The sequence below is a fragment of the Arsenicibacter sp. R0_47 genome (assembly GCF_057652235.1).
In genome coordinates this window covers 140,188-155,093 of sequence record NZ_JBYFCJ010000006.1, presented here as the reverse complement: position 1 = coordinate 155,093, position 14,906 = coordinate 140,188, and the positions used below count along the sequence as shown (strand labels likewise).

The window sequence follows — 14,906 nt, the reverse complement described above, 5'->3', positions numbered from 1 at the left end:
TCGCTAATTCACTCAATCACTCAATCGCCAATCAGAAATAGCCCCCCTTTTTGCGGTCTTCCATGGCGGCTTCGGAAACCTGGTCGTCGATGCGGGTTTCGCCGCGTTCGGAGATGCGGGTTGCCTGAATTTCGGCAATGACAGCCTCCAGCGTGTCGGCGTTCGACTCAACGGCGGCCGTGCAGGAAATATCTCCGACGGTCCGGAACCGCACCCGGCGCGTCACCAGTTCGTCGGCTTCTTCGCGCTGGATCACACCACCGGCTGTGGCCAGCAGCTTGCCGTCGCGGAGCAGGCATTCGCGGTCATGAGCGAAGTAAATCGGTGGCAGGGCGATGTTTTCGCGTTTGATGTAATTCCAGACATCAAGCTCGGTCCAGTTGGAAATCGGGAACACGCGGACATTTTCGCCCTTGTGGATCTTCCCGTTGTAGGTATCCCACAACTCCGGACGCTGGCGTTTCGGATCCCATGAGCCGAATTCGTCACGAACGGAGAACACGCGTTCTTTGGCCCGTGCTTTTTCTTCGTCGCGCCGGGCTCCGCCGATACAGGCGTCAAACTCAAATTCTTCGATGGTATCCAGTAGTGTAAACGTCTGGAGCGCGTTACGGCTGGCATTGCGGCCGGTCGGCTCTTTTAGTTTTTTTTCGCGGATAGTATCTTCTACGTACCGGACAATGAGCTTTTCGCCCAGACTTTCGGCGAGCCAGTCGCGGAAATCGAGTGCTTCCTGAAAGTTATGGCCGGTATCGATATGTACTAGCGGAAACGGAAATTTGCCGGGACGAAACGCCTTCCGTGCCAGATGCACCAGCGTGATGGAGTCTTTCCCCCCCGAGAACAGTAAGGCAGGCCGTTCGAACTGACCAGCCACCTCACGCATAATATGAATCGCTTCGGATTCGAGTTGATCGAGATAGTCGAGTTTCATGTTTAATGAGTGAATCAGCGATTGAGCGATTGAGTGAATAATTCGCTAACTCACTCAATCACCCAATCACTAATTATTTAGCGTGAAGTCCACATTCTTTTTTGGAGTTGTCTTCCCACCACCAGCGGCCGGCGCGGAAGTCTTCGCCTTCGCGGATGGCGCGGGTGCAGGGCTGGCAACCGATGCTGACAAACCCTTTGTCGTGCAGCGGGTTATACGAGACGTTGTTTTCCCGGATATAGGTTTTTACGTCATCGAATGACCAGTTCATCAGCGGGTGAAATTTGAACAGCTGATGCGCATCGTCCTGCTCCACCTGCGTCATCGTTTGCCGGTTCGGCGATTGCTCGGCCCGGATACCGGTGATCCAGATTTTATTACCGGCCAGTGCCCGGTTCAGGGGCTCAACTTTCCGGATAAAACAGCATTCTTTCCGGTTGTCAACCGAATCATAAAAGCTGAACGGACCTTTTTCAGTCACCAGCTTTTCCGTAGCTTCCTGATTCGGAAAGTAAGTTTCGATCTGGATACCGTAGCGGTCGTTGGTCTTTTTCCAGACTGAATACGTCTCTGGAAATAACCGGCCCGTATCCAGCGTAAAAATCCGGATCGGAATGTTATGCTTACAGATGAGGTCGGTAATGACCTGATCTTCATAGCCCAGGCTGGTCGAAAAAACAACCTTACCCGGATAGAGGTCTGCCAGCGCACGCAGTGCGTCCACTTCGGTTTTACCGTCGAGGTAGCTGCTCAGGCTTTCCATTGTATAGGATGGTTCTGCAATCATGGTATTGCACCTGTGTTTATTCAGTGGTAAATAATCAGGCTTCTGCCGATCTCAGCACCTGTGCCGAAACGGTAGCCGCCTGCGAGAAGTCTTCAATTAAATCCTCTATAGCTTCCAGACCGACCGAAATCCGGATCAGGCCCGGGGTAATGCCCAGGGCGGCTTTCTCGTCCGGTTTCAGTTTCGAGTGGGTTGTTGTATTCGGGTTGGTTACGATTGTGCGTGTATCGCCCAGGTTCGACGACAGCGACGGAATCTGTAACGCATCGTAAAACGCTTTCACGCGCTCAAAGCCGCCTTCCAGCTCAATCGTGACGATAGAACCACCGGCGTGCATTTGTTTTTTCGCGAGTTCATACTGCGGGTGCGAAGGCAGGAACGGATATTTTACCGATTGTACGTCCGGGTGTTGTTCCAGTGCTTCCGCCAGTTTCAGGGCGTTGCTGCAATGGCGCTCCATCCGGAGTTCCAGCGTTTCAATACTTTTCGACAACGTCCAGGCATTGAACGGCGACATCGACGGACCGGTATGGCGGGCGAAGAACCGGATCTGGGCAATCAGCTCTTTGGAGCCAACCACAATACCGCCCAGGACGCGGCCCTGACCATCCATAAATTTTGTCGCCGAGTGAACCGACAGGTCAGCACCGAAATCAATCGGATTTTGCAGAATCGGCGTCGCAAAGCAGTTGTCAACGTTGATAATAAAGCCGTATTTTTCCTTGAGGCGCGCCAGCATCGTCAGATCCACCAGTTCGAGGCCCGGGTTAGACGGGGTTTCTAGGTAAACCATGCGGGTGTTTGGCTGGATAGCCGCTTCCCATTCGGCTTCGGTCGCCGTGGCGTCAACGTAGGTATGGGTAATTCCCCATTTGCTCAGAATCTGGGTAATGATCTGATGTGCCGAGCCGAATAGCGCGCGGCAGGATACAATGTGATCGCCCGATTTCAGTAAGGCAGCCATGCTGGCAAATACCGCAGCCATACCTGTTGCTGTCGCAATGCCTTCTTCGGCATTTTCCAGCATACAGATTTTATCAACAAACTCCGTAACGTTCGGATTCGAAAAGCGGCTGTAGATATTGCCTTCTTCGGTCTCCTCAAATAACGCTTTACCCTGCTCAGCCGTTTCGAAGGTGAAACTTGAGGTAAGGAACAGGGGAGTTGAATGTTCCCGGTACTGTGACTTTTTCGTCTGTGTACGGATGGCTTTGGTCTGCTTTTTCATGGTACTAACAGGATACCAGCCAGCTTCTGGCGCCGACAGATATCGACTTTAAAAAAAGAACTTTAAGATTTTGCGCAAACTTACGAGGATGACCACGATTCCGACTAATACCATCATGGTTTTTACCGGTAAGCGGCGCGAAAGATGAGCCGCAATGGGTGCGGCAATCATTCCGCCCAGAATGAGGCCGATAATGACGAGTCCGTAATTGTCCAGACCCGCATAGAGGGCGAAAACTACAGAACTGGCAAACGAGACAAAAAATTCAGCCAGGTTCACAGAACCAATGGTATAGCGCGGGTGACGGCCGGCCGCGATCAGTGTTGAGTTCACAATCGGGCCCCAGCCACCACCGCCAATCGCATCCACAAAACCGCCGAACCAGGCGAGCAGGCCGATCTGCTTCACCGGCCGTTTTTTAGTCCGTTTCGTCAGGGCTTTTTTCAGGATCAAAATGCCGAGAATCGCTGTATAAATGGAAATAACAGGTGTCAGGTAGTTGGCCACTACTTCCAGTTCCGACAAGGCGGTAATGAAATAGGCGCCTAACGCTGCCCCGATCACACCCGGAATCAGGACAACCTTGAACAGTTTGCTGTTGATGTTGCCGAACTTGAGGTGCATGTAGCCGGAAACACCGCTCGTAAAAATTTCGGAGCTGTGTACGCTGGCTGTCGCAAAAACCGGGCTGATGCCGACACTCGTCAGAAAGGTAGTTGCCGTTACCCCGTAGGCCATTCCCAGTGCTCCGTCGATCATCTGCGCCACAAAACCCGCCATCACAAAATAGAAAATATCCGGTGTAACATTGATCTTACCCGCCAGCACTGTAATCCGTTCTACGGTAAAGTAGCTGAACAGCAGATGGCCGACAATCATCAGGGCCACCGCTGCGAAAAAGTAAATCGCGATCTCGGTCCGGTTGCGGCGGCGCAGCAGATTACTGAATTTGTTCGTAGTGGGTGGGGTGTCGATGGCAATCTGCGCTTCAGGAAACAAAGCTTTTATCTTCTCGGCCTGCGTGGTTGCGTTACTGCCTTCTAGTCTGATTATTAGACCATTAAGGTCGAACGGCAGCGACTTTCCGTGGGTCGGTACGCCTGCTGTTTCGGTCGATGACAACTCGCCTGATTGCATAATGTATAAAGTATATCGACTTAATAGATTATTGTCTCTTTGAAAAACGGCACAGATACGTGCCGTTTTTGTTGATGAGATTGATGCTGCAAATGTAATAAGTTCCTGAAATAAACCGCCAGAAACCGGTAGAATATTCGCAGAAAGATGAATTACTGATATTGGATATAAACGGGTTTCGGCGTCACTACCAACACCTCAGCCGGGGTCATCAGCTTATGCGGCGGCCGTTTGATGTCATTGTGATAAAAGAGCTTAAAGCCCGTGAATTGTACCGGTTCCTTCTGGATATAGGCCCGGTAAGTGTCTTTCTTCAGTACCGGCGGTCCCCAGCCATCCATGTTCATCACAATCTGTACATTCGGGTTGAGCCGGATGTTTTTGTAGTTGGTTACCATACGCTGCGTGAACCGGTGGACTACCAGAATCTTGGGCGGCAGTTTGTTTTCTTTCACGATGCGGTCCAGAAACTGCGTCGCGGTGTTGATATCGTCGGCGTCGTAGGTTCCGATTTTTGAGCCGGGCCGCGCGCCGGTTTTCATCGAAAACTCAGGGTCGATACCGAGGTGGACATACGGCAGTTTGAGGAATTTCTCCATGTGTTCCAGCTCCGGTTTCAGATCGGCAAGGCCCACCTGAATGTCCAGAAAACAGATGGCGTTGTGTTCGGCCGCCCAGCGGATTACTTTCAGGATGGTTTTATCCGACATCCGCATCCGGTATTTACCATCTTTACCCGGACTGCCCTGAGCCGATGTTGCTACCAGGTGCAGCGCTTTCTGGATCGGGAGGGAGTCGGCTTTTTCCCAGTTGCGGGCTTCCTCGTCGAGGCGACGGAGCATGTCGGCTTTCGGATATTCGCCGAGGATCCCCATCTTTTTCGAATGCGGGTTACCGTAATAGGCCAGAATCCGTTTGGCCGGCAGGATGTTGCCTGTAATCTTCGGCCCGATCATGGCCAGTGAATCCAGCGGTGAAAGCGGTTCGGCACTAGCCTGGGTAGTGTCGGCTGTTGCAGCGGGCGCAGCAGCCGAGTCGGCGGCAGCGGCTTCGGTTGTTTTGGCCGGCGTTGTTGCGGCCGAATCAGTAGCCGTCGTCGCATTTCCGGATTCTTTCGCTCCGCTCTGGCAGCTGGAAAATAAAAGTAGTGAAACGGTCAGTGCTGATAAGCAGAGTTTTAGCATAGCGTTCAGGTGAATCTGAAACCACCGGTATCAGTCGATTTCCCCCAATCCCTGCCGGACAACCTCAAAATCATAGTCGGTTGCGTTGATGATGGTTGATGGCACGTTACCGCCATACCCACCGTCGATCACAATATCGACCTGATGCTGAAAGCGTTCGAAAATAATTTCGGGGTCAGTCGGATACTCAATAATTTCGTCTTCGTCTTTAATGGTTGTTGTAATGATTGGATTACCTAATTCGTGGACAATCCGGCGGGGAATCTCGTGATCGGGAACCCGGATACCAACCGTCCGCTTATTCGTATTCAGCAATTTTGGTACCGAATTACTGGCATTGAGAATAAACGTAAAGGGTCCGGGCAGTAATCGTTTCATGAGCTTAAACGCCTGATTGTCGACCCGTGCATAATCGGCAATATGGCTAAGGTCGTAGCAAATAAACGAGAAATCGTTCTTTTGTGGCTTAATACCTTTTATACGGGCCACCCGCTCCACAGCCCGGGCATTATGGATGTCGCAACCCAGCCCATAAATGGTATCGGTCGGATAAATAATAACGGCACCATCGCGCAGCGCCGAGACAACCTGATTGATCTTGCGGGGTTCAGGAGTCTGAGGATGTATATGAATATATTCCGCCGGCATGTTTCGGATGTAATTTTGTTAATAAGACCACAAACTACGAATACATGCTGAAAACGAAAAATTACGCCGCCCTGGCTGCCATTCTGATGGAATGGTCTGCGCCCCGCCAGCGTAAATACTGCCGGTAAAGGCCGTTGACGGGTAAATGCAGCTGACTGGCCAGCAGGATAGCGCGTGTAAGCGGGTCAGGCTGTTCGATGACGCTCAGGAGTTTTCCGAACTGGTGGGCCAGATCAAACTGTTCGGTATAGAACGATTTACGGACAAAGGTGCGGATGCGGTCGGCGAGAGCCTTAAACTCGTCTGCCGACTGACAAAGCATGTAGGCTTTATAACAAACGGCAAGGGTTGATGATAGCAGCTGGTTGTCGGTCCGGATAATTTGCAGGGACTGGGAAGTACTCAGCCGGCGTTTTTGGGTCAGTACGGCGTCCACATAGGCGTATTTGTACTTGCGGGCGGAGCGGACCCAGAAATCAAAGTCTTCGTAGGTGAGGGCTTCGTCGTAGCCGTTAAGCTCGTCGAGGGCACTTTTCCGGATCATCATGGTGGGCGTACAAATGAAATACGAGCTCAGTACATGCCGGAATATATCGCCGGTTGGTATCGGCAGGGTACTCTGCCCGAGCTCATCAACAGGGTAGTGGGTTTGCTGCAGATGCCGGTTTTCGTCGATGTAGCGGGCGTTGCTGAACACCACGGCGTAGCGGTCATCCAGTTCTTCAAGCCGTTCTACCTGCCGAGCAATGCGGTCGGGAAGCATTACATCGTCGGCCGATAAGTCGATGACGTATTTACCGGTCGCAATCCGCAGCGCCTGATTAAACGCTTTGCAGAGGCCGGTATTGGTCGTATTCCGGATAAACTGTGTATTGGGATGTTGGTTGACAAAGGCCTGTATCTGGGCCGCACTCCGGTCAGTGCTGGCGTTATCAACCACGATAAGCTCAACTTTCGGGTACTGCTGATTCACCACTGATTCCAGGGCGTCGCCGACAAACTGCTCGTGGTTGTAAGCCGTACAGATAACGGTGACCCACGGTTTATGTTGGTGAAGATAAGGTGCCATTGGCACCGCATTATAGTGCTGGGTGACCGAGCGCATGCTACTGATTCAAGCGTAATAAATTTATAATTAACCTGTTACAAGCCATGCTGGCTTGGCAAGTGTATTGTTAATACAATATTACGCTATTGTCTCAGTAGATTAATAGACTATTTAGGCAAAGGAAAAAAATGAAATAATAAGGCTGGTACGGCGTTTTTGGCACGATTTTTAATAATGAATAACTGATCGTTTAACGTTTACCTAAGACGTTAAACATAAAGAGTCACATTTATGGGTTAGGGTTTGCAAACGTCACTTCACAGGTCTGAGGTGGCGTTTGTTGTTTTTGGTGATGTCAGCCGCCGCCCGATCAGCGTTGGATGATACAGTGACACGTTGATTTCAAAACCCAGAATGACCAGCATCGCGATCAGGTTGATCCACACCATAAGGGCGATCAGGGTACCGATAGAACCGTATAGTTTGTTATAGGAGCCGAAATTAGCCAGGTAGTAGGAAAACCCGTATGTCGTCAACACAATCAGAACCGACGCGGCTACCGAGCCGGGGGTGATCAGCCCCCAGCGCATATTCCGGTCGGGGCCGAACCGGTAAAGCACCGAAACCACGACGACGAAAACGGCAAAGACCAGGAAGTAACGGGTAACGTTCAGCAGAAAAACAGTCACCGGATTGTTCAGTACGGCAATATGCAGCAGGTAATCCGTCACAAAACCACCGACCAGCAGCAACACAATGGCCAGTACAATGGCAAAGGCAAACATGAACGTCAGGCCTAGTGCAATAAGACGGGTCTTGAGAAATCCCCGCCGGTTAGAGGTCTCATGGGAATGGTTAAACGCATTCATCAGGGCAAACATACCGTTGGTGGAGGCGTAGATCGTCAGTAAAAAACCAAACGACAGGACTCCGCTCCGCTGCTGGTTGATGATGTCGCGGATCGTGGTTTCTACCCACTCAAACGTCCCCGTCGGAATGACGCGGCGCAGCAGATCCATAATCTGCCCTTCCAGGTCATTGATCGGGACATACGGAATAAGGGTAAACAAGAAAATGATCGCCGGAAAAACGGCCAGAAAAAGGTTGAAAGAAACGGCAGCGGCCCGTTCGCTGAGGTCGGTGCTACCCAGTTTGTTCAGAATGTCCTTTAAAAAATCGTACCAGTTCGTCTGCGACGATTTGAATGGTTTGTTTCGCTGTAGCCGTTGTCGGAAACGCACCAGCGAGCTGTTGTTGCGAAGTTTTTCAAGCATAGTACCGGGCGGTAGTGTGTATAATAGTAAGCCCGAAGCAAGACCAAATGTTTGGCTGACAGGCAGATTTTAGCCTGTAACGGTCTGAATCAATTAGTCTGCCACCTCAAAAAAAGGCTTCAGCGCATCCAGCATGGCCGTGGGGGCAGCGCACAGGCGACCGGTATCCATCCGCTGAAAAACCAGCGTGGTTTCGCCCTTGTTCAGCAGTTCATTATCCTGATTCAGGACCTCATACTGAAAAATAATCCGGACTTTGGGGAGTTCAGGAATGGTCACGCGGACGCGCAGCAGGTCATCGTAGCGGGCCGGTTTCAGGTAGCGCGATTTGTTCTCATAAACCGGCATCATTACCCCGGACGCTTCCATTTCTTTATAGTGAAACCCAAGGCTGCGCAGGGCTTCCACACGGCCGATTTCGTAAAAACGGGCATAGTTACCGTAATAAACATAGCCCATCTGGTCGGTGTCGGCATACCGGACCCGGATATCTGTGACGTCGAATGTAAACATAGAGCGTAGGGCAGGGAGCGCAGGGCTTAGAGTATGGGGCGTGGGGCATAGAGCAGAGCGCCTGGCACTTTATACCCTATGCCCCACGCTCTCCGCTATTTCATAATGCCGCGTTCGCTGAGGGCTTTCTGGTAAATACGGGCATTGGCCATGTGCTCTTCATGCGTTTTGGCAAATGTATGGTAGCCCGAGAAGTCTGCTTTGGCGACAAAGTAAATGTACTCGTGTGATTCCGGGTTCAGCACGGCATCAATCGACGACGGCGACGGAATATTGATCGGGCCGGGAGGCAGACCGGTATGCCGGTAGGTGTTGTACGGCGACTCAAACGCCAGGTGACGGTTCAGTACCCGACGGATGGTGAAATCGCGGTTGGCAAATACCACTGTCGGGTCGGCTTCGAGTTTCATGCCCTTTTTCAGCCGGTTCAGGTACGCACCGGCCACGCGCGGCTTTTCATCGTTTTTAATAGTTTCGGCCTGAACGATAGAAGCCAGTACCTGCACCTGTGTCTGCGACAGGCCAAGGGCGGCGGCCTTCGCTTTACGGTCAGCCGTCCAGAATTTTTTATATTCGCTGCCCATCCGCTCCAGGAACGTAACCGGCTTTGTTGTCCAGAACATTTCGTAGGAGTTCGGGATAAACATGCAGACAACGGTGGTGGTATCGAATCCGAATTTCTGACATTCGGCCGGATCGTTCAGGTATTTAGCCAGCGAGTCGGGGCCAAAGGCAAATTTGTTACCCAACCGCTGAATCAGATCCGACTTCAGCCGGATGTTGTTGAAGGTGAGCGTCATCGGGTCCTGTGCACCGCTGCGCAGTTTCACAATGGCATCGTAGTTGCCGGTGCGGGGCTGAATTTCGTAACGGCCCGTTTTCACGTGCTCCGGATATTTCAGCACTTTCGCCACAAAACGGAACGACACCTCATCATTGATCATTTTGTGCTTTTTCAGGGAGTCAACAACCGATTCGAACGAAGCGCCTTTCGGAATCAGGAGGGCATAGGTCTTGACGTTATCATCCCCCGTTGCTTCGGCAGCATTGAGGTTTGGCGTCTTGAACATCTGCCAGAAATAAAAGGTAAACGTGGTAACAAGTATGGAAACGGTAAGAAAAATACCAATTTTCAGATTACGCGACATGACTGGAATAGTAATAAACGGCTTGTTTTGTGTTCACTAGCGGCGGCAAAGGTACGGCAAAGGCCATTAAACTGAAATGAAAAATTTTATCTGCCCCGCTTCCGGAACTTTATGGGCTGGTTTTGCCCTGATTTAAACAGGTACAAACAGATTAATCGATTGATTACGTCACAAAAAGCGGCTTCCACGACATCGTTATACACACTTCCGTTCTGGCTGTTGTGTCTGAGTAATTTCCTGTTTTCGGCTAGTTTTCAGATGATTATCCCCGAATTGCCGGATCATTTGGCAAACATGGGCGGGCAACAGTACGTTGGTCTGATCATTGCCCTTTTTACGTTAACGGCAGGCGTTTCCAGACCCTTCAGCGGTAAACTGACCGATACCATCGGGCGGGTGCCGGTGATGGCTTTCGGCTCGCTGGTGTGTTTTGTCTGCGGATTCCTGTATCCGTTTGTCCTGACGGTCTGGGGTTTTCTCATGCTCCGGCTGATTCACGGTTTCTCGACGGGTACCAAGCCAACGGCAACCGCGGCCTATGTGGCCGATGTGGTGCCGGTCGACCGGCGGGGCGAGGCCATGGGTGCTTTAGGCCTGTTTACCGCAACCGGGATGTCGCTCGGACCGGCCATCGGCAGCTGGCTGGCCGATGCGTTTACGATCAATGTGCTGTTCTGTACGTCTTCGGCCTTTGCGCTGCTGTCGATTCTGATTCTGATGCGGATGCCTGAAACGCTGCATACACGGGAGCCGTTCCGGTTCAGCCTGCTCAGATTAAAAACTGACGAAATCTTCGATAAGCAGGCGATCCGGCCTTTCTGGATTCTGTTGCTGCTGTCGTTCTCGTCCGGTGCAATTCTGACACTGGCGCCGGCACTGAGCAAATCGGTCGGCATCATGAATAAAGGCTTGTTTTTCACCGTATATACCATTGCGTCACTGGCCGTGCGCCTTGTCTTCTCCCGTACGTCAGACCGGCTCGGGCGGGTACCGGTGCTCATTGTTTCTGCCCTTGTACTGGCCCTGTCGATGGCTATGCTGGTCTGGACCGACTCGACAACCTGGCTGTGGATTGCGGCTGTTTTCTTTGGGTTTTCGTGGGGTATGAACTCGCCTACTATTCAGGCATGGACCGCTGATCTGAGCGATGAAGCCACTCGCGGGCGCGCCATGGCCACCATGTATATTGCCCTCGAAGCCGGTATCGGGCTGGGGGCGCTGGCCTCCGGCTGGCTGTTTAATAACCTGCCCTGGGGTATGGATGCAGCCTTCGCCGTGTCAGGTATCCTCGCGCTGATGGCAACCGGCTGGTTAATAAAGTACAAAAACTGAAAAAAAACTTCGTTTGTACTCTTTTGGTATTTTATTAATAGGTAGCTAATTGTTAATCTAACAATAATTGTTCATTTTTGTGCGATTATTAGCTAATGGTCCGTATTTACTCCGAAAATACCATTAAAAGAGTATTCTGTCCACTTATCGGCACATTGTATTATTCTGTGTCGGGCTTACCCGTCTGAAAGCGCTTTTCTGCCTCTTCTCCAATTTCTCGCTGTAATATTTTCCTTATGATATTTGGTGGTTTGTTAAAACCTCCTTAAAATTGAATTCTTAAATTATTTTAAAAACAAAGGTTATATTTTAAAATTTATGAAAAACAATTTACCCAAGTTGCTTTTGGGCTGGTTGCTGTTCTTCAGCTTTTCGGTCCTGGCTCAGCGGGTTTCTGTAACAGGCAGGGTCACTGCTCCCAACGGTGAAAAACTTCCCGGCGTATCCATCATTGTACAGGGAACAACAACAGGAACAATTACCGATGCAGAGGGGAAATTCACCCTGTCTGTACCGAATCTGAAGAGTAATCTGACGGCGTCGTTCATTGGATATGCCACGCAGTCAGTTGCCATCAATGGCCGGTCAGTGGTTGACATTCAGCTGGCTGAAGATGCCAAGGTGCTTAATGAAGTAGTGGTAACAGGTCTTGGGATCTCAAAAGAACAGCGGAAACTGGGTTACGCAACGGCGCAGGTATCCGGTGAAAACATCATCAAAACATCGCCGACCAACTTTGCCTCAGCGCTTTACGGCCGTGCACCCGGTGTGACCATCAACAGCAACACGGGCGGTGCGACCTCTGCGGTAGGTATCCAGATCCGTGGTGTAAACTCAATTGGCTACCAGCGTCAGCCGCTGATCGTTGTGGATGGTGTAATCGTACGGAACGGCGATGCCAACAACGAAGGCTACTGGGGTGGTAACCAGAAAATTAATGGTAACGGTCTCCTCGACATCAACCCTGAAAACATTCAGGACGTAAACATCCTGAAAGGTGCAGCGGCATCGGCACTGTACGGTTCAGATGCGAACTTCGGGGTAGTGGTCATCACAACGAAAAACGGCCAGGGCCGTGCTAACCGTGGTATCGGCGTGGACGTAAACCTGTCGGCCAACGTTGAGCAACTGTCTACGCGGCCTGATCTTCAGACAACCTGGGGACCAGGCTATGAGCGTTCGGTTAACAAGGCGTCTTTCGGCGCGGATGACGAAGGCTGGATCCGGACAACGGTAAACGGTCAGCAGGTAAAATACCCGAACTTCCGTTCATACGCCCAGTTTGGTCCGAAAATGGACGGCAGCCAGGTATACTGGTGGGATGGTCAGATGCGTCCGTACGTATCACACGAAAACAACTGGAAAGCATTCTACCGTGATGGTAGCAGTCTGATCGCCAACGTGGCCCTGAGCAACGCAACCGACAAAGGCAACTACCGCATTTCGTATACCCGCAACGACTACAAAGGCATTCAGATCGGCGGTAAGCAGGAGAAAAACACGTTCAACCTGAACTCACAGTACAAGATCACGCCGAAACTGACGCTGGATCTGGTGATGAACTATGTGAATGAGAAGGTGCTGAACCGTCCGCGCCAGATCGACCGTCTGACGAACAACTTCGGTGGTTTCTTCAGCCCGGCCGATTACATGGACGTTTATTTCAACAAATACCAGACCTCGAAAGGCTACAAGTGGGTTGATTTTAACTCAACCCTCGATGTGGAAGAGCGGTTAAAATACAACATCCGTGCGAAAGACCTGCTTGACTTCCTGTGGTTCCAGCAGGCCAACAAATACGAAGAAACATCGAACCGCTTTATGCCGGCGGCTACTCTGAAATACAACGTAGCGCCGGGTCTGAACCTGCGCGGCCGGATGGGTATCGATTATACCAGCTTCTTCCAGGAGTCGAAAGAACGCAGCACACAGCCGATTTCGGCCGGTGCAACGGGCTACTACGGTACCATCGCCAATACATCGACATACACGTACGGTGACCTCTTGCTGACATACGAGCGCAAGCTGTCTGACCGGTTCAACGCAACCCTGTCACTGGGTTACCAGGGCCGCAAAGAGCGGTATACGTCAACATCAGCCGGTACACGCGATGGTCTGACGTCAGAAAACTGGTTCAGCCTGAGCGCCAGCAAAACGAATCCGCCGTCGGGTAGTTCGTCAATGGGTTACCTGATCAAAGACGGGGTGTTCGGTATCCTGAACCTTGAATACAACAACTTCCTGTTCGTGGAAGGTACATTGCGTCGTGAGCGTTCGTCGACACTGGCTCCTGGCAACAACACGTTCCTGTATCCGGGTGTCAGCACGTCACTCGAACTGAGCAACGCCCTGCAACTGCCGCGTTTCATCACCTATAGCAAACTGCGTGGTGCATGGGGTATTGTAGGTAACCCGCCGGATCGCTACATCTCGAACGTGGTTTACTCGTCAGGCAGCATCGACGGTATTCCGTACCTGTACCCATCGACGTCAGGCTATGGTAACCCATCGCTGAAAAACGAAATGAAGACCGAATTTGAAGTCGGTCTGGAAAATAAATTCTTCGCCAACCGGTTAGGACTGGACATTACGTACTACCGCAACGTGATTAAAGACCAGATTACCAGCCTGGGCACACCGTCGACGATCGGTGCCAGCAGCGTACTGGTAAACGTAGGGAACATGCGTAACTACGGTATCGAAATCGGTCTGTCGGGTACGCCGGTTAAGGCCGTCAACGGCTTTACGTGGGAAACCCGCCTGAACTACGCCGCTAACCGTGGTAAGGTCATTTCACTGGCAAACGGTCTGGAGCAGCTGACACTGTCGAACATGGACAACGGCTCGCTGTACGTTTATGCAAAGCCGGGCGAAGCAGCCGGTAGTATCTGGAGCTATGATTATCAGCGGGATAACAGTGGTAATAAGGTAGTTGGTGCAGACGGTTTCTACGTAGTTGATTACTCGAAACTGGTGAAATTCGGTAACCTGCAGTCGAAATTCTCGGGCGGTTTCATGAATACCTTCTCGTACAAAAACCTGTCGCTGAACATCCTGACTGACTTTGTCTGGGGTGGTCAGATCGTATCACTGTCGCGCCTGTACGGAACAGGTTCAGGTTTATTCACGAACTCAATCTTCGGTCGTGATGCCGAGCATGGCGGTGTTTCTTACTACGTAAACAGCCAGGGTCAGTTTGTGCAGGTAGGTACGGGAACAGCTGCCGGTCCGAACGGACAGAAAGTATTCGACGACGGTATCATTGCGGAAGGTGTAACGGCAACGGGTGAGCCTAACAAGCGCATCGTTGAAGCCGGTCAGTACTACCGCTACCATTACAACTGGGGTGGCTACCCGGGTTCAGGTTCGAACATTTCGTACCAGAATGCCGTGTTCGACAACAACTACATCAAACTGCGTGAAGTGTCGCTGGCGTACTCGTTCCCGGTACGGCTGCGGTCGAAGCTGAAAATGCAGAACCTGACGGTATCTGCCTACGGCCGTAACCTGTTCTACTTCTACAAGTCGTTGCCGGGTCTTGACCCTGAAGAAGGCGTTGGTACAAGCTGGATCTCACGCGCAACCAGCGTAGGGGGTGGTACAGCGGCATCGCGCTCAATCGGTGGCAGTGTTCGTTTCTCATTCTAATCGGTTTTTCTGAATCATTCCATAA

12 protein-coding genes are annotated in these 14,906 nt (G+C 51.4%); 2 read left to right on the top strand and 10 right to left on the bottom strand.

What is annotated here, in order from left to right; translation table 11 throughout:
- Nucleotides 1-31 precede the first annotated feature (31 nt).
- The 10 genes from cysD to mltG form a co-directional block, all read right to left on the bottom strand.
- Nucleotides 32-934: a sulfate adenylyltransferase subunit CysD gene (gene cysD / locus AC23NW_RS13650; protein WP_487450168.1), complete on the bottom strand. Its 903-nt coding sequence runs from the start codon at nt 932-934 to the stop codon at nt 32-34.
- A 73-nt stretch (nt 935-1,007) separates the two neighbouring features.
- Nucleotides 1,008-1,721 (bottom strand): phosphoadenylyl-sulfate reductase, encoded by a 714-nt coding sequence (locus AC23NW_RS13645; RefSeq protein WP_487450166.1) that lies wholly within the window; start codon nt 1,719-1,721, stop codon nt 1,008-1,010.
- A 34-nt stretch (nt 1,722-1,755) separates the two neighbouring features.
- Complete coding sequence (locus AC23NW_RS13640) at nt 1,756-2,949, bottom strand: trans-sulfuration enzyme family protein (protein ID WP_487450165.1); 1,194 nt, start codon at nt 2,947-2,949, stop codon at nt 1,756-1,758.
- A 48-nt stretch (nt 2,950-2,997) separates the two neighbouring features.
- The gene (locus AC23NW_RS13635; protein WP_487450164.1) at nt 2,998-4,086 is read right to left on the bottom strand and encodes a sulfite exporter TauE/SafE family protein; all 1,089 of its coding nucleotides are present in this window, start codon (nt 4,084-4,086) and stop codon (nt 2,998-3,000) included.
- Between the two features lie 152 nt (nt 4,087-4,238).
- Nucleotides 4,239-5,270 (bottom strand): hypothetical protein, encoded by a 1,032-nt coding sequence (locus AC23NW_RS13630; RefSeq protein ID WP_487450163.1) that lies wholly within the window; start codon nt 5,268-5,270, stop codon nt 4,239-4,241.
- A gap of 30 nt (nt 5,271-5,300) precedes the next feature.
- On the bottom strand, nt 5,301-5,918 hold the full coding sequence (locus AC23NW_RS13625) for an L-threonylcarbamoyladenylate synthase (protein WP_293843301.1): 618 nt from the start codon (nt 5,916-5,918) through the stop codon (nt 5,301-5,303).
- Nucleotides 5,919-5,979: 61 nt separating this feature from the next.
- Nucleotides 5,980-7,023, bottom strand: coding sequence for a glycosyltransferase family 2 protein (locus AC23NW_RS13620; RefSeq protein ID WP_487450162.1), 1,044 nt, complete (start codon nt 7,021-7,023; stop codon nt 5,980-5,982).
- A 260-nt stretch (nt 7,024-7,283) separates the two neighbouring features.
- Nucleotides 7,284-8,240: a YihY/virulence factor BrkB family protein gene (locus tag AC23NW_RS13615; RefSeq protein ID WP_487450160.1), complete on the bottom strand. Its 957-nt coding sequence runs from the start codon at nt 8,238-8,240 to the stop codon at nt 7,284-7,286.
- 93 nt (nt 8,241-8,333) lie between these two features.
- Nucleotides 8,334-8,753 (bottom strand): acyl-CoA thioesterase, encoded by a 420-nt coding sequence (locus tag AC23NW_RS13610; protein ID WP_487450159.1) that lies wholly within the window; start codon nt 8,751-8,753, stop codon nt 8,334-8,336.
- A gap of 95 nt (nt 8,754-8,848) precedes the next feature.
- Nucleotides 8,849-9,901 carry an endolytic transglycosylase MltG gene (gene mltG / locus AC23NW_RS13605; RefSeq protein ID WP_293843293.1) on the bottom strand — a complete coding sequence of 351 codons (1,053 nt, stop codon included), beginning with the start codon at nt 9,899-9,901 and terminating at the stop codon, nt 8,849-8,851.
- Between the two features lie 159 nt (nt 9,902-10,060).
- Between mltG and AC23NW_RS13600 the strand changes: the two genes are divergently transcribed.
- Nucleotides 10,061-11,233 (top strand): MFS transporter, encoded by a 1,173-nt coding sequence (locus AC23NW_RS13600; RefSeq protein WP_487450157.1) that lies wholly within the window; start codon nt 10,061-10,063, stop codon nt 11,231-11,233.
- 318 nt (nt 11,234-11,551) lie between these two features.
- Entirely contained in the window at nt 11,552-14,881 is a 3,330-nt protein-coding gene (locus tag AC23NW_RS13595; protein WP_487450156.1) for a SusC/RagA family TonB-linked outer membrane protein, read from the top strand.
- The last annotated feature ends 25 nt before the right edge of the window (nt 14,882-14,906 follow it).

Bases quoted from the DNA above. Each gene is read 5' to 3' on its own strand.
- cysD (WP_487450168.1), bottom strand. From the start codon at position 934: ATGAAACTCGACTATCTCGATCAACTCGAATCCGAAGCGATTCATATT.
- AC23NW_RS13645 (WP_487450166.1), bottom strand. From the start codon at position 1,721: ATGATTGCAGAACCATCCTATACAATGGAAAGCCTGAGCAGCTACCTC.
- AC23NW_RS13640 (WP_487450165.1), bottom strand. From the start codon at position 2,949: ATGAAAAAGCAGACCAAAGCCATCCGTACACAGACGAAAAAGTCACAG.
- AC23NW_RS13635 (WP_487450164.1), bottom strand. From the start codon at position 4,086: ATGCAATCAGGCGAGTTGTCATCGACCGAAACAGCAGGCGTACCGACC.
- AC23NW_RS13630 (WP_487450163.1), bottom strand. From the start codon at position 5,270: ATGCTAAAACTCTGCTTATCAGCACTGACCGTTTCACTACTTTTATTT.
- AC23NW_RS13625 (WP_293843301.1), bottom strand. From the start codon at position 5,918: ATGCCGGCGGAATATATTCATATACATCCTCAGACTCCTGAACCCCGC.
- AC23NW_RS13620 (WP_487450162.1), bottom strand. From the start codon at position 7,023: ATGCGCTCGGTCACCCAGCACTATAATGCGGTGCCAATGGCACCTTAT.
- AC23NW_RS13615 (WP_487450160.1), bottom strand. From the start codon at position 8,240: ATGCTTGAAAAACTTCGCAACAACAGCTCGCTGGTGCGTTTCCGACAA.
- AC23NW_RS13610 (WP_487450159.1), bottom strand. From the start codon at position 8,753: ATGTTTACATTCGACGTCACAGATATCCGGGTCCGGTATGCCGACACC.
- mltG (WP_293843293.1), bottom strand. From the start codon at position 9,901: ATGTCGCGTAATCTGAAAATTGGTATTTTTCTTACCGTTTCCATACTT.
- AC23NW_RS13595 (WP_487450156.1), top strand. From the start codon at position 11,552: ATGAAAAACAATTTACCCAAGTTGCTTTTGGGCTGGTTGCTGTTCTTC.